15 protein-coding genes are annotated in these 21,168 nt (G+C 60.4%); 13 read left to right on the top strand and 2 right to left on the bottom strand.

Annotation, left to right across the window (positions count from 1 at the left end):
- Window positions 1-138 precede the first annotated feature (138 nt).
- The 9 genes from QNH97_RS03990 to QNH97_RS03950 all read left to right on the top strand — a co-directional run bounded on the left by QNH97_RS03990 (window position 139) and on the right by QNH97_RS03950 (window position 12,812).
- Window positions 139-1,740 (top strand): ABC transporter substrate-binding protein, encoded by a 1,602-nt coding sequence (locus QNH97_RS03990; RefSeq protein WP_283555703.1) that lies wholly within the window; start codon window positions 139-141, stop codon window positions 1,738-1,740.
- A 255-nt stretch (window positions 1,741-1,995) separates the two neighbouring features.
- Window positions 1,996-3,621 (top strand): ABC transporter substrate-binding protein, encoded by a 1,626-nt coding sequence (locus tag QNH97_RS03985; protein WP_283555702.1) that lies wholly within the window; start codon window positions 1,996-1,998, stop codon window positions 3,619-3,621.
- A gap of 403 nt (window positions 3,622-4,024) precedes the next feature.
- Window positions 4,025-5,626, top strand: a complete 1,602-nt coding sequence (locus QNH97_RS03980) for an ABC transporter substrate-binding protein (RefSeq protein ID WP_283555701.1) — start codon at window positions 4,025-4,027, stop codon at window positions 5,624-5,626.
- 168 nt (window positions 5,627-5,794) lie between these two features.
- Window positions 5,795-7,174 (top strand): OprD family porin, encoded by a 1,380-nt coding sequence (locus tag QNH97_RS03975; RefSeq protein ID WP_283555700.1) that lies wholly within the window; start codon window positions 5,795-5,797, stop codon window positions 7,172-7,174.
- Window positions 7,175-7,250: 76 nt separating this feature from the next.
- A complete protein-coding gene (locus QNH97_RS03970) occupies window positions 7,251-8,846 on the top strand; it encodes an ABC transporter substrate-binding protein (protein WP_283555699.1) in 1,596 nt (531 codons plus the stop codon).
- A gap of 74 nt (window positions 8,847-8,920) precedes the next feature.
- Complete coding sequence (locus QNH97_RS03965) at window positions 8,921-9,931, top strand: ABC transporter permease subunit (protein ID WP_283555698.1); 1,011 nt, start codon at window positions 8,921-8,923, stop codon at window positions 9,929-9,931.
- Window positions 9,932-9,941: 10 nt separating this feature from the next.
- Window positions 9,942-10,853 (top strand): ABC transporter permease subunit, encoded by a 912-nt coding sequence (locus QNH97_RS03960; RefSeq protein WP_283555697.1) that lies wholly within the window; start codon window positions 9,942-9,944, stop codon window positions 10,851-10,853.
- Window positions 10,854-10,863: 10 nt separating this feature from the next.
- Window positions 10,864-11,832, top strand: a complete 969-nt coding sequence (locus tag QNH97_RS03955) for an ABC transporter ATP-binding protein (RefSeq protein WP_283555696.1) — start codon at window positions 10,864-10,866, stop codon at window positions 11,830-11,832.
- Window positions 11,832-12,812 (top strand): peptide ABC transporter ATP-binding protein, encoded by a 981-nt coding sequence (locus QNH97_RS03950; protein WP_283555695.1) that lies wholly within the window; start codon window positions 11,832-11,834, stop codon window positions 12,810-12,812. The genes QNH97_RS03955 and QNH97_RS03950 overlap by 1 nt, the downstream gene beginning before the upstream one ends.
- 218 nt (window positions 12,813-13,030) lie before the next feature.
- On the opposite strand, the gene QNH97_RS03945 is transcribed toward QNH97_RS03950, so the two are convergent.
- Both QNH97_RS03945 and QNH97_RS03940 read right to left on the bottom strand, forming a co-directional pair.
- Window positions 13,031-13,282, bottom strand: coding sequence for a hypothetical protein (locus tag QNH97_RS03945; protein ID WP_053118408.1), 252 nt, complete (start codon window positions 13,280-13,282; stop codon window positions 13,031-13,033).
- Window positions 13,283-15,386: 2,104 nt separating this feature from the next.
- A complete protein-coding gene (locus tag QNH97_RS03940) occupies window positions 15,387-16,970 on the bottom strand; it encodes a peptide chain release factor 3 (protein ID WP_283555694.1) in 1,584 nt (527 codons plus the stop codon).
- A gap of 332 nt (window positions 16,971-17,302) precedes the next feature.
- On the opposite strand from QNH97_RS03940, the gene QNH97_RS03935 reads away from it, so the two are divergent.
- From QNH97_RS03935 to QNH97_RS03920, 4 genes are read left to right on the top strand one after another with little or no spacing between them, the layout of a single operon-like run.
- Complete coding sequence (locus QNH97_RS03935) at window positions 17,303-18,019, top strand: ABC transporter permease (RefSeq protein ID WP_283555693.1); 717 nt, start codon at window positions 17,303-17,305, stop codon at window positions 18,017-18,019.
- 23 nt (window positions 18,020-18,042) lie between these two features.
- Entirely contained in the window at window positions 18,043-18,945 is a 903-nt protein-coding gene (locus QNH97_RS03930) for a glycine betaine ABC transporter substrate-binding protein (RefSeq protein ID WP_283555692.1), read from the top strand.
- Between the two features lie 15 nt (window positions 18,946-18,960).
- Window positions 18,961-19,614, top strand: a complete 654-nt coding sequence (locus tag QNH97_RS03925) for an ABC transporter permease (protein WP_283555691.1) — start codon at window positions 18,961-18,963, stop codon at window positions 19,612-19,614.
- Window positions 19,611-20,768: an osmoprotectant ABC transporter ATP-binding protein OsmV gene (locus QNH97_RS03920; protein WP_283555690.1), complete on the top strand. Its 1,158-nt coding sequence runs from the start codon at window positions 19,611-19,613 to the stop codon at window positions 20,766-20,768. The genes QNH97_RS03925 and QNH97_RS03920 overlap by 4 nt, the downstream gene beginning before the upstream one ends.
- Window positions 20,769-21,168: the final 400 nt, after the last annotated feature.

Below are 21,168 nucleotides of genomic sequence, written 5' to 3'. Positions count from 1 at the left end.
GAGAACCAGGCCGGCTGTCAGGCCGCCTCGTCCAAAGCGCTATACCCAAACCCAACAGCCCCCCTCACTTTTCGATATTTCCAACACCCCCACCCGCAACGCTACTCTCCTGAAAACCTCACCACCCCAAGGGATTTCATGGACCGGATCACCTTCAAACCTCTTCTACTCACCATCGCCCTGATCAGCAGCGCCCCAATGGCCCAAGCCGCCACCACCCTGGTCTACTGCTCCGAAGCCAGCCCCGCCGGGTTCGACCCCAGCCAATACACCAGCGGCACCGACTTCGATGCCTCGGCCGAAACCGTCTTCAACCGTCTCACCCAATTCAAGCGCGGCGGTACCGAGGTCGAACCCGGCTTGGCCACGAACTGGGACGTATCCTCCGACGGCCTGGCCTACACCTTCCATCTGCGTGAAGGGGTGAAATTCCACACCACCGACTACTTCACCCCCAGCCGCGACTTCAACGCCGACGACGTGCTGTTCACCTTCCAGCGCCTGCTCGACCCACAACACCCGTTCCGCCAGGCCTACCCCACCGAGTCGCCGTACTTCACCGACATGGGCCTGAACACCACGATCAAAAGCGTCGAAAAAGTCGACGAGCACACCGTGCGCTTTAACCTGAACAACGTCGACGCGGCCTTCGTGCAGAACCTGGCGATGAGTTTTGCGTCGGTACAGTCCGCCGAATACGCGGCGCAGTTGTTGAAGGAAGGCAAGGCCGGCGACCTCAATCAGAAGCCCATTGGCACCGGTCCGTTCGTATTCAAGCGCTATCAAAAGGACACGCAGATCCGCTACGCCGGCAACACCGCGTACTGGAAACCTGAGGACGTGAAACTCGACAACCTGATCTTCTCCATCACCCCCGACGCCGCCGTGCGCCTGCAGAAACTCAAGAAAAACGAATGCCAGGTCAGCGGCTACCCACGCCCGGCCGACATCGAAGTGATGGAGCAAGACCCGAACCTGCAAGTGCTCAAGCAACCGGGGTTCAACCTGGGTTTCCTGGCCTACAACGTCACGCACCCGCCCCTGGACCAGCTCAAGGTCCGCCAGGCGCTGGACATGGCCATCGATAAACCGGCAATCATCAAGGCTGTTTACCAAAGTGCCGGGCAACTGGCGCAAAACGCCTTGCCACCGGCCCAGTGGTCGTTCGACCCCACCATCCAGGACGCGCCCCATGACGTCACCAAGGCCAAGGCGCTACTCAAGGAGGCCGGAGTTGCGCCCGGTACAACCATCGATTTATGGGCGATGACGGTGCAGCGCGCTTCCAACCCCAATGCGCGAATGTCTGCGCAGATGATCCAGCAGGACTGGGCCAAAATCGGGATCAAAGCCAACATCGTCAGCTATGAATGGGGCGAGTACATCAAGCGCGCAAAAAATGGCGAACACGACGCAATGATTTACGGCTGGACCGGCGACAACGGCGATCCGGACAACTGGCTGGGCGTGCTGTACAGCTGCGCGGCGGTCAAGGGCAGCAACTACGCCAAGTGGTGCGACCCGGCGTATGACCGGCTGATCCAGCAAGCCAAAGTCTCCACCGACCGCCAGCAGCGGATCGATTTGTATCGACAAGCGCAGAAAATCCTCAAGCAACAGGTGCCCATCACGCCCATCGCCAACTCCACGGTCTTCCAACCGATAAACAGGCAAGTGGTGGATTTCAAACTCAGCCCATTCGGCCTCACACCCTTCTACGGCGTGGGTTTGAAGAGGTAACACCGCCCCAATCCGGTGCGCCGCGCCCCTCGCGACGCACCGGCACGGAGCGCAATTCAGGCTGAAAAACACCGCGCAAACGGTCAACTGCGTCAGAAGTTATACAGATGCGACATTAAGGTACGTACGTGCCACTGAATCAGCCTTGAGACCGCTCTGGATCTTGCATTGGGTATGGGGCCTGCATAAGTATCCGCAGGACGACTCACGAGGTCGCCCTCAAATCCAAAAATGACAACAAATCATGAGGCCAACATGCTTAAACAAGCGGTCATTCCGTTTTTAGTCGGCGCGAGCTTATTAGCCAGCGCATCTTTCGCCCAAGCCGCGACTAACCTGGTGTTCTGCTCCGAAGGGAGCCCGGCCGGTTTTGACCCTGGTCAGTACACCACCGGAACCGACTTCGACGCCTCTGCAGAAACCATATTCAATCGTCTGACCCAGTTCGAGCGCGGCGGTACCGCTGTGATTCCTGGCCTGGCGACCAAGTGGGACATTTCCGAAGACGGCCTGACCTACACCTTCCACCTGCGTGAAGGCGTCAAGTTCCACACCACCCCGTATTTCAAGCCGACCCGCGAGTTCAACGCCGACGACGTGCTGTTCACCTTCAATCGCATGATCAACAAGGATGACCCGTTCCGTAAGGCGTATCCGACCGAATTCCCCTACTTCACCGACATGGGCATGGACACCAACATCGCCAAGGTCGAGAAAGTCGACGGCAAGACCGTCAGGTTCACCCTCAACGCCGTAGACGCCGCGTTCATCCAGAACATGGCCATGCACTTTGCCTCCATCCAGTCCGCCGAGTACGCCGATCAGCTGCTCAAGGCAGGCAAGCCCGCCGATATCAATCAGAAGCCTATCGGCACCGGCCCGTTCGTCTTCAAGAGCTACCAGAAAGACTCGAACATCCGCTTCACCGGTAACAAGGAATACTGGATTCCGGAAGACGTGAAGATCGACAACCTGATCTTCGCCATCACCACCGACCCATCGGTGCGCATCCAGAAGCTGAAAAAGAATGAATGCCAGGTCACCCTCTTCCCACGCCCGGCCGACCTCAAGGCGATCAAAGAAGACAAAAACCTGAAGATGCCGGACCAGCCGGGCTTCAACCTGGGCTACATCGCCTACAACGTCATGGACAAGATCAAGGGCAGCGACCAGCCCAACCCGATGGCCCAACTGAAAGTGCGCCAGGCACTGGACATGGCCGTCAACAAGCAGCAGATCATCGATTCGGTGTACCAAGGCGCTGGCCAACTGGCCGTCAATGCCATGCCACCGACCCAATGGTCCTACGACACCACCATCAAGGACGCGGCGTACAACCCGGAGAAAGCCAAGGAGCTGCTCAAGGAAGCCGGCATCAAGGAAGGCACCGAGATCACCCTGTGGGCAATGCCGGTCCAGCGCCCCTACAACCCGAACGCCAAGCTGATGGCCGAAATGCTGCAATCGGACTGGGCCAAGATCGGGATCAAGGCCAAGATCGTCACTTATGAGTGGGGCGAGTACATCAAGCGTTCCAAGGGTGGCGAAAACGGCGCCATGCTGATCGGCTGGAGCGGCGACAACGGTGACCCGGACAACTGGCTCAACGTGTTGTTTGGCTGCGACTCGCTGCAAGGCAACAACTTCTCGAAATGGTGCGACAAGAAGTTTGACGACATCGTCAAGCAAGCCAAGCGCACTTCGGACCAGTCCAAGCGCACCGAGCTGTATAAACAGGCGCAACACATCCTCAAAGATGCTGTCCCGATGACACCCATCGCTCACTCGACGGTGTTCCAGCCTATGCGCACCACCGTGCAGGACTTCAAGATCAGCCCCTTTGGCTTGAACTCCTTCTACGGCGTCAGCGTCAGCAAATAAGGTGACCCGTGGCGAGGGAGCTTGCTCCCGCTGGGCCGGTCCGACGCTTCGGGCGCAGCAGCCCCTTTTTTGAGCGCGATGACGAAGCGGTGTACCCGCAACGCCATCGCGAGCAAGGCTCGCTCCCACGACATACCGTTGCTCTATGCCAAGACCCAGGAAATCGCCTACATCCAAAAGCCCTGCGGACCACAGCAGTTGGTTTAGGACGTAGCGCCTTTTCCCACAAGTCTTTCAGGCATTACGCATTTACTGCCTGGTCCCCGGCTCATACCGTCGGGGGCTGGTCAATTTGCTGGCCTTGCGGCATCGCTGCGCAATGGATTGAATTCAGTGCCCCGGACACGTCCCCGGAAGGACACCGGTTCACTGTTAAAACACCCCGAACGAGAGAGGGAGCGTCATGCGCCATACCTTGGTTTTATCCACATTGCTGGGCACCGGCATGCTGGCCGCTGCGTCCATGGCCCAAGCCGCCGGTGGCAGCCTGGTGTTCTGTTCCGAAGGCAGCCCGGCCGGTTTCGACACCGCGCAATACACCACCGCCACCGACAACGACGCCGCTGAACCGCTGTACAACCGCCTGGCCGAGTTTGAAAAAGGCGCGACCAATGTCGTACCGGGCCTCGCAACCCGCTGGGACATTTCCGAAGACGGCTTGAAGTACACGTTTCACCTACGTGAAGGCGTAAAGTTTCATACGACCAATTACTTCACCCCGTCCCGGGACTTCAATGCCGACGACGTGCTGTTCACCTTCAATCGCATGCTTGACCCGCAGCATCCGTTTCGCAAGGCATACCCCACCGAGTTTCCGTACTTCAACGGCATGAGCCTGAACAAGAACATCGCCAAGGTGGAGGCGACCGGGCCGTTGACCGTGGTCATGACCCTCAACAGCGTGGACGCCGCGTTCATCCAGAACATCGCCATGAGTTTTGCCGCGATCCTGTCGGCCGAATACGCCGATCAATTGCTCAAGAGCGGCAAGCCGAGCGACATCAACCAGAAGCCGATCGGCACCGGGCCGTTCGAGTTCAAGAGCTACCAGAAAGACTCCAACATCCGCTACGTCGCCAACAAGCAGTATTGGGCGCCGGAACGGGTCAAGCTGGACAACCTGATTTTCTCCATCAACACCGATGCCTCGGTACGGGTGCAGAAGCTCAAGGCCAATGAATGCCAGATCACCTTGCATCCGCGCCCGGCCGACGTGCCCGCCTTGAAGAATGATCCGAAGCTGCAACTGATCGAAAAGCCCGGCTTCAACCTCGGCTACATCGCCTACAACACCCGCCACAAGCCCTTCGACCAGGTCGAAGTGCGCCGGGCGCTGGACATGGCGGTGAACAAGCAAAGCATCCTTAACGCCGTGTACCAGGGCGCGGGGCAACTGGCGGTCAACGCCATGCCGCCGACGCAGTGGTCCTACGACGACACGATCAAGGACACCGCCTACAACCCGGAAAAAGCCAAGGAGCTGCTCAAGGCCGCCGGGGTCAAGGACGGCACCGAAATCACCCTCTGGGCCATGCCCGTGCAGCGCCCGTACAACCCCAACGCCAAGCTGATGGCCGAGATGCTCCAGGCCGACTGGGCGAAGATCGGCCTGAAGGTGAAGATCGTCAGCTACGAATGGGGCGAGTACATCAAGCGCACCAAGAACGGCGAGCACGACGTCAGCCTGATCGGCTGGACCGGCGACAACGGTGACCCGGACAACTGGCTGGGCACGCTGTACAGCTGCGACGCCATTGGCGGCAACAACTACTCCATGTGGTGCGACCAGGATTACGACAAGCTGATCAAGCAGGCCAAAGTCGTCACTGATCGCGACCAGCGCACCGTGCTCTACAAACAGGCCCAGCAGTTGCTCAAGCAGCAAGTGCCGATCACCCCTGTTGCCCACTCGACGGTCAACCAGCCGCTGAGTACCAAAGTCGAAGGGTTCAAAGTCAGCCCCTTCGGTCGCAACGTGTTCTCAGGCGTCAGCCTGAACCCATAACCGCTTAGCCGCACAGCGAGGGCTCCTTGGAGCCCTCACGCAGACGTCTTGCCGTAATTCGCCGATTTGGCGCCAAGCAAACGTTTGCAAGTTGTGAATGAGTTGTAAACCGATAGCCGAATCACCCAAAAAGATCGGCATAAAAAAGAAAGAAAAGGAGCGTTACGGATGAAACTGAGCAGCACCGCAATACTGGCCTTGGCCATCAGCAGCGTTACCGCAACGGCGTATGCAGAATCGCAGAGCCAGGCGTTCAATCCAGTGACCGTCAAGACCACCAGCGCTCAATCCGAAGCCACCGGTTTCGTAGAAGGCCAATCGGTCAGTGGCAGCACTCGCAACTGGTATTCCAACGAGTTGCGACGCCGCGGCAGCGCCTTCAGCTACACGCGCGACGGCGTTACGCATAGCGATTCGCGCCGGACCAACTGGGTTCAGGGCACCATCCTGAACTACACCTCCGGCTTCACCCAAGGCACCGTTGGCTTCAGCACCGAAGTCGCGGCCTATAACGCGATCGCGTTGCTCGGTGATCACGATGACATCATGGGCGGTTCCAACCGTACCCTGGCGCACTCTGACGGCGACGCTGTCGACCAGTGGAGCAAACTGGGCCTGGCGAACGTCAAGGCGCGCGTTTCCAACACCACCCTGACCGCCGGTCGTCAAAACTTCAGCAGCCCGATGGTCGACGTCATCGGTAACCGCGCCCTGCCTTCGAGCTTCCAGGGCGTGAGCCTGCACAGTGAAGAACTCGAAAACCTGGCATTCGACGTCGCGACCTTCGACCGCAACTCTCCCCGTACCGAGCAAAGCCTCACCAAGTTCCGCTCCGAATACGGCAGCTCCTCGGCCGAAGCTGATCATGTGAACACCGCCGGTATCACCTACCAGCCGTTCGCCAGCCTCACCACCAGTCTGTGGGGCACCCAGGCCGAAGACCTGTGGAACCAATACTACTTCGGCGCCAGCCACGTATTGGGCGACAGCTCGGTGCTGAGCCTGACCACCGGCCTGAATTACTACAGGACTGTGGATTCGGGCAAAAGCAAGCTGGGTGATATCGACAACAACACCTACTCCCTGTCGTTTGGTCTGACTCACCAGGCCCACAGCCTGACGTTCTCGTACCAGGAAGTGGACGGTAACGAGTACTTCGACTACCTGCACGAAACCAACGGCATCTACCTGGCCAACTCCCTGCTGTCGGACTTCAACGGCCCGAACGAGAAATCCTTCCAGATCGCCTATGGCCTGAATATGGCTGAATACGGCGTGCCAGGCCTGAAATTCAACATCTATCAGGCTCGCGGCTGGGGCATCGACGGTACGCATTACAACAGCACCGGCTATACCGATGTGAGAGCCATGGACGGTGAACATCACTACGAATACGGCATCGGTGCCTCTTACGCCGTACAAAGCGGCCCGCTGAAAGCCACCGCGGTACGCGCGACCTACACCACGCACCGCGCCAGCGAAAACCAGGCTGATGGCAATCTCAACGAGTTCCGCCTGGTCACCACCATCCCGTTCAACATTCTCTAAACGCTCCACCGAACGGTCGACTCACGAGGTCGGCCGTTCGGTTTTTTGCCATTTAACCGATTGCAGAGGATTGACGATGAACATGAATCCCCTACGCGCCGCCATCGCCGCTGCGCTGCTGAGTGTCGCCGTTGGCGCCACCGCCAAACCCCTGGTGGTTTGCACAGAAGCCAGCCCGGAAGGCTTCGACATGGTCCAGTACACGACTGCAGTCACCGCCGACGCCGTGGCAGAAACCATTTTCAACCGCCTGGCCGACTTCAAGCCCGGCACCACCGAAGTGATTCCGGCCCTGGCCGAATCCTGGGACATCAGTGACGATGGCCTGACGTACACCTTCCACCTGCGCAAAGGCGTCAAGTTCCACACCACCGAATACTTCAAGCCGACCCGCGACATGAATGCCGACGACGTGGTCTGGAGTTTCCAGCGCCAGTTGGACCCGAACCACCCGTGGCACAAACTGTCGAGCGTGGGCTTCCCCTACTTTGAAAGCATGGGCTTCAAAGAGCTGCTCAAAAGCGTCGAGAAAGTCGACGAACACACGGTCAAGTTCAGCCTGACCCGCCGCGAAGCGCCGTTCCTGGCCGACATCGCCATGGCCTTCTCCTCGATCTACCCGGCCGAATACGCCGACCAGTTGCTCAAGGCCAACAAAGCCGGCGACCTCAACAGCAAGCCGGTCGGCACCGGGCCGTTTGTCTTCCAGCGCTACAACAAGGACGCCCAGGTTCGCTTCAAGGCCAACCCGGACTACTTCCGTGGCAAGCCGCCGGCCGAGGCGCTGATTCTCGCCATCGCCACCGACAACAACGTGCGCATGCAGAAGCTCAAGACCAACGAGTGCCAGATCGCGCTGTACCCCAAGCCCGACGACATTCCGAGCATCAAGAAAGACCCGAACCTGAAAGTCGCTGAACTGGACGCGATGACCGTCTCCTACACCGCCCTGAACACCAGCCACAAATACATGAGCGACGTGCGGGTGCGCAAAGCCATCGACCTGGCCTTCGACAAGGAGGCCTATGTCAACGCGCTGTTCGGTAAAGGCAACGCCACCGTGGCGGTCAACCCGTACCCGCCGACCCTGCTGGGCTTCAACCACGAGCTGAAGAACCCACCCCGTAACCTGGACAAGGCCCGCGAGCTGCTCAAGGACGCAGGTGTACCGGAAGGCACCGTGTTCACCCTGTTCACCCGCAACGGCGGCGGCCCGACCAACCCTAATCCGATGCTCGGCGCGCAGATGATGCAGGCGGACCTGGCGAAGGTCGGGATCAAGGTCGACATCCGCGTGATGGAATGGGGCGAAATGCTCAAGCGCGCGAAAAACGGCGAGCACGACATGGTCTCCGCCGGATGGGCGGGCGACAACGGCGACCCGGATAACTTCCTGACGCCTATGCTCAGTTGCGAAGCGGCCAAGAACGGCGAAAACTACGCGCGCTGGTGCAACGAGAAATTCCAGGCGCTGATCGACCAGGCCCGCGCCACAGTGAACCCTGAGGAGCGTATCAAGCTCTATGAGCAAGCCCAGGTGATTTTCAACCAGGACCAACCGTGGATCAGCATGGCCCACACCCGCATGTTCACGGCAATGCGCAACAACGTAGAGGGTTATGTGATTAGCCCGCTCACCACAAACAACTTCGCCACCACCCAGGTGAAGTAGATAAGAAAACGCCCGGCACCCCTGACCAAGGGGCTGCCGGGCACGCCTAACCGGCTGATGAGGTACACCTGAAGATGTTTAGTTTTATTGCCCGCCGACTGGGATTATTGATCCCCACGTTCTTCGGCATCACCTTGCTGACCTTCGCGTTGATTCGCATGATCCCCGGCGACCCCGTGGAAGTGATGATGGGCGAACGTCGGGTCGATCCCGAAATGCATGCTCAGGCAATGGAACGCCTTGGCCTCAATAAACCGCTGTATGCCCAGTACCTGGACTACATCGGCAAACTGGCCCAGGGCGATCTCGGCGAATCGCTGCGCACCCGTGAAAGCGTATGGACCGAGTTCAGCTCTCTGTTTCCCGCGACCCTGGAGTTGTCCATGGCCGCCCTGTTGTTCGCCGGTATCCTGGGCCTGCTGGCCGGGGTGATCGCGGCACTCAAGCGAGGGTCCCTGTTCGACCATGGGGTAATGGGCATCTCCCTGGCGGGTTACTCGATGCCGATCTTCTGGTGGGGCCTGATCCTGATCATGTTCTTCTCGGTGTCCCTGGGCTGGACCCCGGTATCCGGGCGGATCGACCTGCTCTACGACATCGAGCCGCGGACCGGCTTCATGCTGATCGACACCCTGCTGGCCGATGAGCCAGGCGCCTTCCTCGATGCCCTGCACCACCTGATCCTGCCGGCCATCGTGCTGGGCACCATTCCACTGGCGGTGATCGCCCGCATGACCCGTTCTTCGATGCTGGAAGTGTTGCGTGAAGACTACATCCGCACCGCCCGCGCCAAAGGCCTGTCGCCGTCGCGCGTGGTGTTCGTGCATGGCCTGCGCAACGCGCTGATCCCGGTGCTGACCGTGGTCGGCCTGCAAGTCGGCACCCTGCTGGCCGGTGCGGTCCTGACCGAAACTATCTTCTCCTGGCCGGGCATCGGCAAGTGGCTGATCGAAGCCATTGGCGCCCGGGACTATCCCGTGGTGCAGAACGGCATCCTGTTAATCGCCTGCCTGGTGATTCTGGTCAACTTCGTCGTGGACGTGCTCTACGGCTTTGCCAACCCACGCATCCGTCACCAGCGCTGAGATCAAAACCATGAGTACTCCAACTACCGCGGTAGCAGTCGATCAAAGCCTGCTGTACCCGTCCCCGTACAAAGAATTCTGGCACGCGTTTTCCCGCAACAAGGGCGCCGTGGCCGGGCTGCTGTTCATGATTGTGGTGGTGTTCTGCGCCCTCTTCGCGCCCTGGGTCGCGCCCCATGACCCGAGCGAGCAGTACCGCGACTTCCTGCTGACGCCGCCGGCCTGGCTCGAAGGCGGGCAGATCCAGTTCCTGCTGGGCACCGATGAGCTGGGTCGTGATTTGCTCTCGCGCCTGATCCAGGGTTCGCGCCTGTCGCTGCTGATCGGTTTGTCGTCGGTGGTGATGTCGCTGATCCCGGGCATCCTGCTGGGGCTGTTCGCCGGGTTCTTCCCGCGCATCCTCGGGCCGACCATCATGCGCCTGATGGACATCATGCTGGCCCTGCCCTCGCTGCTGCTGGCCGTGGCGATCGTCGCCATCCTCGGCCCTGGCCTGATCAACACCGTGATCGCCATCGCCATCGTCTCGCTGCCGTCCTACGTGCGCCTGACCCGCGCCGCCGTGATGGGCGAACTGAACCGCGACTACGTGACCGCCGCCCGCCTGGCCGGTGCCGGCCTGCCGCGCCTGATGTTCATCACCGTGCTGCCCAACTGCATGGCGCCGCTGATCGTACAGGCCACCCTGAGCTTTTCCTCGGCGATCCTCGACGCTGCCGCCCTGGGCTTCCTCGGCCTCGGCGTACAGCCGCCAACCCCGGAGTGGGGCACCATGCTGGCCTCGGCCCGCGACTACATCGAACGCGCCTGGTGGGTGGTGAGCCTGCCCGGTTTGACCATTTTGCTCAGCGTGCTGGCAATCAACCTGATGGGCGACGGTCTGCGCGATGCGCTGGACCCGAAACTCAAGAACGCCGCCTGAGGAGATTCCCATGTCACTGCTAGAAATCAAGAATCTCAACGTTCGCTTCGGCGACGCCACCGCCGTTCCGGTGGTCGACGGTCTGGACCTGACCGTGGACAAAGGCGAAGTCCTGGCCATCGTTGGCGAATCGGGCTCGGGTAAATCCGTGACCATGATGGCGCTGATGGGTCTGATCGAGCACCCCGGCATCGTCACCGCCGACGCGCTGAACTTCGACGGCAAGAACATGCTCAAGCTGAGCAACCGCCAGCGCCGGCAGATCGTCGGCAAGGACCTGGCGATGGTGTTCCAGGACCCGATGACCGCACTCAACCCCAGCTACACCGTGGGTTTCCAGATCGAAGAAGTGCTGCGCCTGCATCTGAAAATGTCCAGCAAGGCAGCCCGCAAGCGCGCCATCGAACTGCTGGAAAAAGTCGAGATCCCCGGCGCCGCCAGCCGCATGGACGCCTACCCTCATCAGCTGTCCGGCGGTATGAGCCAGCGGGTGGCAATTGCCATGGCCATTGCCGGCGAGCCGAAACTATTGATTGCCGACGAACCGACCACCGCCCTGGACGTGACCATCCAGGCCCAGATCATGGACCTGCTGCTGGCCCTGCAAAAAGAGCAGAACATGGGCCTGGTGCTGATCACCCACGACCTGGCCGTGGTGGCCGAAACCGCCCAGCGCGTGTGCGTGATGTACGCCGGCCAAGCGGTGGAAGTGGGCAAGGTGCCTGAGCTGTTCGACATCCCGGCCCACCCCTACAGCGAAGCACTGCTGGCGGCGATTCCGGAACACAGCATGGGCGCCGAGCGCCTGGCGACGCTGCCGGGCATCGTTCCCGGCCGCTACGACCGTCCGCAGGGCTGCCTGCTGTCGCCGCGCTGCCCGTACGTGCAGGATAACTGCCGCCAGCAACGCCCCGCCCTTGACCCGAAAGCCGCCAGCCTCGCCCGCTGCTTCTACCCGTTGAACCAGGAGGTGGCGTGATGGCCGTCGTACTTACCGCCCGTGACCTGACCCGTCACTACGAAGTGTCCCGTGGCATGTTCAAGGGCCATGCGAACGTGCGCGCGCTCAATGGCGTGTCGTTCGAACTGGAAGCCGGCAAGACCCTGGCCGTGGTGGGTGAATCCGGCTGCGGAAAATCCACCCTCGCCCGGGCCCTGACGCTGATCGAAGAGCCGTCCTCCGGCTCCTTGAAAATCGCCGGCCAGGAAGTGACCGGCGCCAACAAGGCCGAACGCAAGCAATTGCGCAAAGATGTGCAGATGGTGTTCCAGAGCCCGTACGCGTCCCTCAACCCACGGCAGAAAGTCGGTGATCAACTGGCCGAGCCGTTGTTGATCAATACCAACCTGTCGGCCACCGAGCGGCGGGAAAAAGTCCAGGCGATGATGAAGCAAGTGGGCTTGCGCCCCGAGCATTACCAGCGCTACCCGCACATGTTCTCCGGCGGCCAGCGCCAGCGCATCGCCCTGGCCCGCGCCATGATGCTGCAACCCAAAGTGCTGGTGGCGGACGAACCGACCTCGGCGCTGGACGTGTCGATCCAGGCCCAGGTGCTGAACCTGTTCATGGACTTGCAGCAGGAGTTCAACACCGCCTACGTGTTCATTTCCCACAACCTGGCGGTGGTGCAGCACGTGGCCGACGACGTGATGGTGATGTACCTCGGTCGCCCGGTGGAAATGGGCCCCAACGAGAACATCTACAGCCGCCCGCTGCACCCGTACACCCAGGCGCTGCTGTCGGCCACCCCGACCATCCACCCGGACCCGAACAAGCCGAAAATCAAGATCGTCGGCGAACTGCCCAACCCGCTCAACCCACCGTCCGGCTGCGCCTTCCACAAGCGCTGCCCGTACGCCACCGAGCGCTGCACAACGGAAGAACCGGCCCTGCGGTTGCTGGATAACCGTCAGGTGGCGTGTCACTACGCCGAGCGGTTCCTCGACGGCGCGGCGTAACGCAAAAGGCCGATAGAACACTTGTGGCGAGGGAGCTTGCTCCCGCTGGGCCGCGAAGCGGACCCTCTTTTTTGGGCCTGCTGCGCAGTCCAGCGGGAGCAAGCTCCCTCGCCACAGGGGTAAGTCTTCGCTTTGGGTTATGCACCCTGCATGAAAAACCCCTCCAGCCCCGACTGAGTATCAGTGGGGGCTGGAGGGGTTTTCTTTAAGTCAGAAATTTACGTCTGGCTATCACCCTCTTCATCTTCATCACCGTCCGGCGGATCGACCGGCGAACCATCATCATCCTCACCATCGTCCGGATCACCGGCGTCCGCATCGGTCGCGGCAAGCATCAACTCACCCTGAACCACCGAGCCACTCGACGCGTGCTTCTCGTGCTCATCGCATTCGGCCCACGCAGCCGTGGAGCCGAGGGAGAGCATCACCAAGACCTTCAGCAAAAACATCATGCGTAGCAGCTTGTTCATAGCCAATTCCTTCTCTTCCGGATAAAGCAGGGGCTGACGGCGCTCAAGAAAATCTAGTTCTGAACAGGCCGGTTCACCAGATAGGACGCTCGATAACCGCTAGAAATGCCGCAACGCGACAGATTGGTTTCGAATAAGGGTTATCTCCAAACCAACTAACACCCAACATTCAGTGGGGGAGCGGGCTTGCTCGCGAAGAGGCCGACACATCCAACATCCAGGCAGCTGGCCCACCGCTTTCGCGAGCAGGCTCGCTCCCACAGGGAATCTGGGCCAAACACCAGTTTTTTGCCCACTGAAGATCCAGTGTGGGAGCGAGCCTGCTCGCGATGGCGGAGGTACATTCAACATCAATGCAAGCTGACCCACCGCTTTCGCGAGCAGGCTCGCTCCCACAGGGAATCTGGGCCAAACACCAGTTTTTTGCCCACTGAAGATCCAGTGTGGGAGCGAGCCTGCTCGCGATGGCGGAGGTACATTCAACATCAATGCAAGCTGGCCCACCGCTATCGCGAGCAAGCTCGCTCCCACAGGGGATCTGTGCCAAACACAAGTTTTTTGCCCACTGAAGATCCAGTGTGGGAGCGAGCCTGCTCGCGATGGCGGAGGTACATTCAACATCAATGCAAGCTGACCCACCGCTTTCGCGAGCAGGCTCGCTCCCACAAGGGGATCTGGGCCAAACACCAGTTTTTTGCCCACTGAAGATCCAGTGTGGGAGCGAGCTTGCTCGCGATGACGGAGGTACATTCAACATCAATGCAAGCTGGCCCACCGCTATCGCGAGCAAGCTCGCTCCCACAGGGGATCTGTGCCAAACACAAGTTTTTTGCCCACTGAAGATCCAGTGTGGGAGCGAGCCTGCTCGCGATGGCGGAGGTACATTCAACATCAATGCAAGCTGGCCCACCGCTATCGCGAGCAAGCTCGCTCCCACAAGGGGATCTGGGCCAAACACAAGTTTTTTGCCCACTGAAGATCCAGTGTGGGAGCGAGCCTGCTCGCGATGGCGGAGGTACATTCAACATCAATGCAAGCTGGCCCACCGCTATCGCGAGCAAGCTCGCTCCCACAAGGGGATCTGGGCCAAACACAAGCTTTTTGCCCACTGAAGATCCAGTGTGGGAGCGAGCTTGCTCGCGATGACGGAGGTACATTCAACATCAATGCAAGCTGACCCACCGCTTTCGCGAGCAGGCTCGCTCCCACAGGGAATCTGGGCCAAACACAAGTTTTTTGCCCACTGAAGATCCAGTGTGGGAGCGAGCCTGCTCGCGATGGCGGAGGTACATTCAACATCAATGCAAGCTGGCCCACCGCTATCGCGAGCAAGCTCGCTCCCACAGGGGATCTGTGCCAAACACAAGTTTTTTGCCCACTGAAGATCCAGTGTGGGAGCGAGCCTGCTCGCGATGGCGGAGGTACATTCAACATCAATCCAAGCTGGCCCACCGCTATCGCGAGCAAGCTCGCTCCCACAAGGGGATCTGGGCCAAACACAAGTTTTTTGCCCACTGAAGATCCAGTGTGGGAGCGAGCCTGCTCGCGATGGCGGAGGTACATTCAACATCAATGCAAGCTGACCCACCGCTTTCGCGAGCAGGCTCACTCCCACAAGGGGATCTGGGCCAAACACCAGTTTTTTGCCCACTGAAGATCCAGTGTGGGAGCGAGCCTGCTCGCGATGACGGAGGTACATTCAACATCAATGCAAGCTGACCCACCGCTTTCGCGAGCAGGCTCACTCCCACAAGGGGATCTGGGCCAAACACCAGTTTTTTGCCCACTGAAGATCCAGTGTGGGAGCGAGCTTGCTCGCGATGACGGAGGTACATTCAACATCAATGCAAGCTGGCCCACCGCTTTCGCGAGCAGGCTCACTCCCACAAGGGGATCTGGGCCAAACACAAGTTTTTTGCCCACTGAAGATCCAGTGTGGGAGCGAGCCTGCTCGCGATGGCGGAGGAACATTCAACATCAATGCAAGCTGGCCCACCGCTTTCGCGAGCAGGCTCGCTCCCACAGGGGGGGGTGCCCAGTCATTAAGTGGAAATAAAAAACCCCGCAGCTTTCGGTGCGGGGTTCTGGGTGTAAAGCTCAACGCTTAATGATGCTCACGCGTCGCGCGGAATTTCACATCCGGCCAGCGCTCTTCCATCAGCGCCAGGTTGACCCGGGTCGGGGCCAGATAAGTCAGGTGGCCGCCGCCGTCCAAGGCGAGGTTTTCCACGGCCTTGTTGGAGAATTCCTCGAGTTTCTTCTTGTCGCCGCATTCAACCCAACGGGCGGAGTACACGGTGATCGGCTCGTAGGAGCACTCGACCTTGTATTCCTCTTTCAAGCGGCTGGCGACGACGTCGAACTGCAGCACACCGACCGCACCGAGGATGATGTCGTTGCTGCGGGTGGGGAAGAACACCTGGGTGGCGCCTTCTTCGGCCAGTTGCTGGAGACCCTGGCGCAGTTGCTTGGACTTGAGCGGGTCCTTCAGGCGTACGCGGCGGAACAGTTCCGGGGCGAAGTGCGGGATGCCGGTGAAACTCAGGGCTTCGCCTTCGGTGAAGGTGTCGCCGATCTGGATCGTGCCGTGGTTGTGCAGGCCGATGATGTCACCGGCGAAGGCCTCTTCCAGTTGCTCGCGTTCCGAGGAGAAGAAGGTCAGGGCGTCGCCGATGCGCACGTCCTTGCCGGTGCGCACGTGGCGCATCTTCATGCCTTTTTCGTATTTGCCGGAGCAGATGCGCATGAAGGCGATGCGGTCGCGGTGCTTGGGGTCCATGTTCGCTTGGATCTTGAACACGAAGCCGGCGAATTTCTCTTCGACCGGTTCCACGGTGCGCTCGTTGGCGACGCGGGCCAGCGGGCGCGGGGCCCAATTGACCACGGCGTCGAGCACGTGGTCCACGCCAAAGTTGCCCAACGCGGTACCGAAGAACACCGGGGTCAGTTGACCATCGAGGAACTCCTGCTGGTTGAACTCGTGGCAGGCGCCCTGCACCAGCTCCAGCTGCTCGACGAAACGGTCGTACTCGTCGCCCAAGTGCGCGCGAGCCTCATCGGAGTCGAGCTTCTCGATGATTTTGACTTCGGTACGCTCATGCCCGTGACCGGCGGTGTAGACGATGATGTAGTCGTCGGCCAGGTGGTACACGCCTTTGAAGTCGCGGTAGCAGCCAATCGGCCAGGTGATCGGCGCCGCCTTGATCTTCAGGACCGCTTCGATCTCGTCGAGCAGTTCGATCGGGTCACGGATGTCACGGTCGAGTTTGTTGATGAAACTGACAATCGGCGTGTCCCGCAGACGGCAGACGTCCATCAGCGCGATGGTCCGTGGCTCGACGCCTTTACCGCCGTCGAGAACCATCAGTGCCGAATCCACCGCCGTCAGGGTGCGGTAGGTGTCTTCGGAGAAGTCTTCGTGGCCCGGGGTGTCGAGCAGGTTGATCATGTGATCGCGATACGGGAACTGCATGACCGACGTGGTAATGGAGATACCCCGTTGTTTTTCCATTTCCATCCAGTCGGAGGTGGCATGGCGGTCGGACTTGCGAGATTTCACCGTGCCGGCAATCGCGATCGCCTTGCCCATCAGCAAGAGCTTTTCGGTGATGGTGGTCTTACCGGCATCGGGGTGGGAAATAATGGCGAAAGTGCGGCGTTTCGCGACTTCGGCGGCCTGTTTGGTCATGGGAAATCGCCTGGCAGGTGATTCAAAAAAGGGCGGCGATTATAGCTCAACTTGTGCCAGGAACCGAACCGTTGAGCACATCCAGGGTGGCCAGATCTTCCCTTACATGGGAACCTTTTGCCGCGTGGAGGCGTCCACCACCCTGATACGGCTGTTCGTCAGGGCCTGAAAAATCAGCAAGTTAGCCTGACGAGGCTGCGCTCATGGCTTCCGTGACAGACCGTTTACCGGCCTAGAAAGAGCTGCTTCTCGCGAACATTTTCCCGGCAAACCGTGATGATTTGCCGCCCGGAAAAGCGTGCGCCGACTAAAAAAGACAAAGGAGTCCGCCTGTGGCTATCCGCTATGGCAAAGGGCTTATCGGAGGTGCGGTCGTCGTCGCCCTCCTGGCCCTGTTGGTCCACTGGATCGGCATCGATACCATCCAGCGTTACCGTGACGATTTACTGTTTTACCTGCAAGCGCACCTGATGCTTGTATTGGCCTCCATGCTCGCGGCCCTGCTCGTGGGTATCCCGGCAGGCATCGCCCTCAGCCGTCCCGGCATGGTCGGGCGCGCCGAACGCTTCATGCAAGTGTTCAACATCGGCAATACCGTGCCGCCCCTGGCCGTACTGGCCATCGCCCTGGGTATCCTGGGCATTGGCAGCGGGCCGGCCATCTTCGCCCTGTTCCTCGCCTCGCTGCTGCCTATCGTGCGCAACACTTACGAAGGTCTGAAAAACGTCCAGGGTTCCCTCAAGGAAGCCGCCGTTGGCATTGGCATGACGCCGCGCCAGGTGCTGTGGAAAGTCGAGTTGCCCAACGCCGTGCCCATCATCATCGGTGGTGTGCGGGTGGCGCTGGCGATCAACGTCGGCACCGCTCCCCTGGCGTTCCTGATCGGTGCCAATAGCCTCGGCAGCTTGATCTTCCCCGGCATTGCCCTGAACAACCAGCCGCAGCTATTGCTTGGTGCGGCCTGCACCGCGCTGCTGGCATTGCTGCTCGACGGTTTGGTGACACTGGCCAGCCGCCTCTGGCTGGAACGCGGTCTGCGACCGTCATAAGCCGGCTGGATAAAGGAATCGTTATGAAGAAGTTGAGCTTGATACTGGGCTGCGTCCTGCTATTCGCAGGATTCACCCAAGCCGCTGAACAACCGCTGATCCGTCTTGGCGCCCGGGTGTTCACCGAGCAGACACTGCTGGCGGAAATCACCGCCCAATACCTGCGCAGCAAGGGCTACGACGCGCAGATCACCGGTGGCCTGGGCAGCAACCTGGCCCGTAGCGCCCATGAAACCGGACAATTGGACCTGCTGTGGGAATACACCGGGGTGTCGCTGGTGGCCTACAACCATGTCACGGAGAAACTCGACAGCGCCCAGTCCTACGCCCGGGTGAAAGAGCTCGACGCGAAAAAAGGCCTGGTCTGGCTGACGCCGTCGAAATTCAGCAACACTTACGCCTTGGCGCTACCGGAAAAAGTCGCGAAGAAATACCCGCAGATCAAGACCATCAGCCAGCTGAACACGGTGCTCCAGGCCGAAGCCAATACCAATCACCTGGTGGCCCTGGACACCGAGTTCGCCAACCGCTCCGACGGCCTGGCGGGCATGGTCGAGCAGTACGGCATGAACTTGACCCGCCAGAACATCCGGCAGATGGATGCCGGCCTGGTCTACACCGCCCTGCGCAACGGCCAGGTGTTCGCGGGCCTGGTGTACACCACCGACGGCCGGCTGAACGCGTTCAAGCTGAAGTTGCTGGAAGACGACAAACATTACTTCCCCGACTACACCGCGGCGCCCGTGGTGCGCCAGGCGTTCCTCGACGCGCATCCGCAATTGGCCGAGCAGCTAAAGCCCTTGGCCGAGCTGTTCGATGACGCAACCATGCGCCAGCTCAACGCCCGCGTGGACGTCAATCATGAAAGCCCTTCCACCGTTGCCGCCGACTTCCTGCGCCAGCATTCCCTGCTCTCAACCCAATGACCTGGAGGAAAAGCCATGGATTTTCTTGACGCCTTTTCCCATCTGGACTGGCCGCTGGTGCTGCAATTGACCTGGCAGCACATCACCCTGGTGGGCATCGCCGTGACCCTGGCAATCGTGGTCGGCGTGCCGCTGGGCATCGTCATGACCCGCTTCCCGGCGCTCGCGGGCCCGCTGCAGGCCAGCGCCACCGTGCTGCTGACCATTCCGTCGATTGCGCTGTTCGGCCTGTTGCTGCCGTTCTATTCCACGTTCGGCCAGGGCCTGGGACCGATGCCGGCGATCACCGCGGTGTTCCTCTATTCGCTGTTGCCGATCATGCGCAACACCTACCTGGCCCTGACCGGCGTGGAACCCGGCATCCGTGAAGCCGCCCGCGGCATCGGCATGACCTTCGGCCAGCGCCTGCGCATGGTCGAACTGCCCATCGCCGTGCCAGTGATCCTGGCCGGTGTGCGCACCGCCGTGGTCATGAACATCGGCGTCATGACCATCGCCGCCACCATCGGCGCCGGTGGCCTGGGCGTGCTCATCCTCGCTTCCATCAGCCGCAGCGACATGTCGATGCTGATCGTCGGCGCCCTGCTGGTCAGTCTCCTGGCCATCTTCGCCGACCTGCTTCTGCAATGGCTGCAACGCTCGCTGACCCCAAAAGGATTACTGAAATGATCGAACTTCAAAACCTCAGCAAAACCTTCAAGAGCAATGGCAAGGACGTCAAGGCCGTGGACTCGGTGAACCTGACCGTCAACGAAGGCGAGATTTGCGTATTCCTCGGGCCGTCGGGCTGTGGCAAAAGCACCACGCTGAAAATGATCAATCGCCTGATTCCGCCCACTTCGGGCAAGGTGTTGATCAACGGCGAAGACACCACCGGCCTGGACGCAGTGACCCTGCGCCGCAACATCGGCTACGTGATCCAGCAGATCGGCCTGTTCCCGAACATGACCATCGAGGAAAACATCACCGTGGTCCCGCGCCTGCTGGGCTGGGACAAGCAGAAATGCCACGACCGCGCCCGCGAACTGATGAGCATGATCAAGCTCGAACCCAAGCAGTACCTGCATCGCTACCCCCGCGAATTGTCGGGCGGCCAGCAGCAACGGATCGGCGTTATCCGCGCCTTGGCGGCCGATGCACCGCTGTTGCTGATGGACGAACCGTTCGGCGCGGTGGACCCGATCAACCGCGAGATGATCCAGAACGAGTTCTTCGAGATGCAACGGGCGCTGAACAAGACCGTGATCATGGTCAGCCACGACATCGACGAAGCCATCAAGCTGGGGGACAAGATTGCGATCTTCCGCGCCGGCAAGCTGATCCAGTTCGATCACCCGGATACCCTGCTGGCGCACCCGGCCGACGAGTTCGTCAGCAGCTTCGTCGGCCAGGACAGCACGCTCAAGCGTCTGCTGCTGGTCAAGGCTGAGGACGCGGCGGACAACGCCCCGTCGGTCAGCCCGGAAACACCGGTGTCCGATGCGCTGGAGCTGATGGACGAACATGACCGTCGCTACGTGGTGGTCACCTGCGCCGAGAACAAGGCCCTGGGCTATGTGCGCCGTCGCGACCTGCACCGTCAGACCGGCACTTGCGCGCAGTACCTGCGTGAGTTCAACGCCACCGCGGCCTACGACGAACACCTGCGGATCCTGCTGTCGCGCATGTACGAGTTCAATCGTTCGTGGCTGCCGGTGATGGACGCCGAGCGGGTGTTCCTCGGCGAGGTGACCCAGGAATCGATTGCCGAGTACCTGAGCTCCGGGCGCTCGCGCGGCGGCAAGACCAGCATTGTCTCGCCGGCCGAGACCGCGTTGGCCTGACTTCTGATAGCTCCCACACTCTGGAAGGTGGCCTGGGACCTGTGGCGAGGGAGCTTGCTCCCGCTGGGTCGCGAAGCGGCCCCAAAAAAGCGATGAGCGCTTCGCACTCAAGCGGGAGCAAGCTCCCTCGCCACAAAGGCACATTCTGCAGCCTCAATAACCGATCCAATTGAACATCAATCTGTCACGCAGGTCGGTTACATCATGAGCTGTCGCGGGCCGCACGACGGATGTGTGCAAAAACGCGACATTTTTAGTTGATCTCAGGCCCCTCACGCCCTAAAGTTCGCGCCGAACGTCCATGCTGGAAACGATCCATCCGGCTCAAGTACTGACGACGAGACAGCAAGGCCAAGGGCATTACGCATCCCATGGCCTTTTTGCTTTCGGCGACATGCCT

Source organism: Pseudomonas sp. G2-4 (genome assembly GCF_030064125.1).
In the GTDB taxonomy this organism is placed as follows: Bacteria; Pseudomonadota; Gammaproteobacteria; order Pseudomonadales; family Pseudomonadaceae; genus Aquipseudomonas.
Note: the sequence above shows the minus strand (reverse complement) of the source record. Positions and strands in the feature narration are given on the sequence as shown.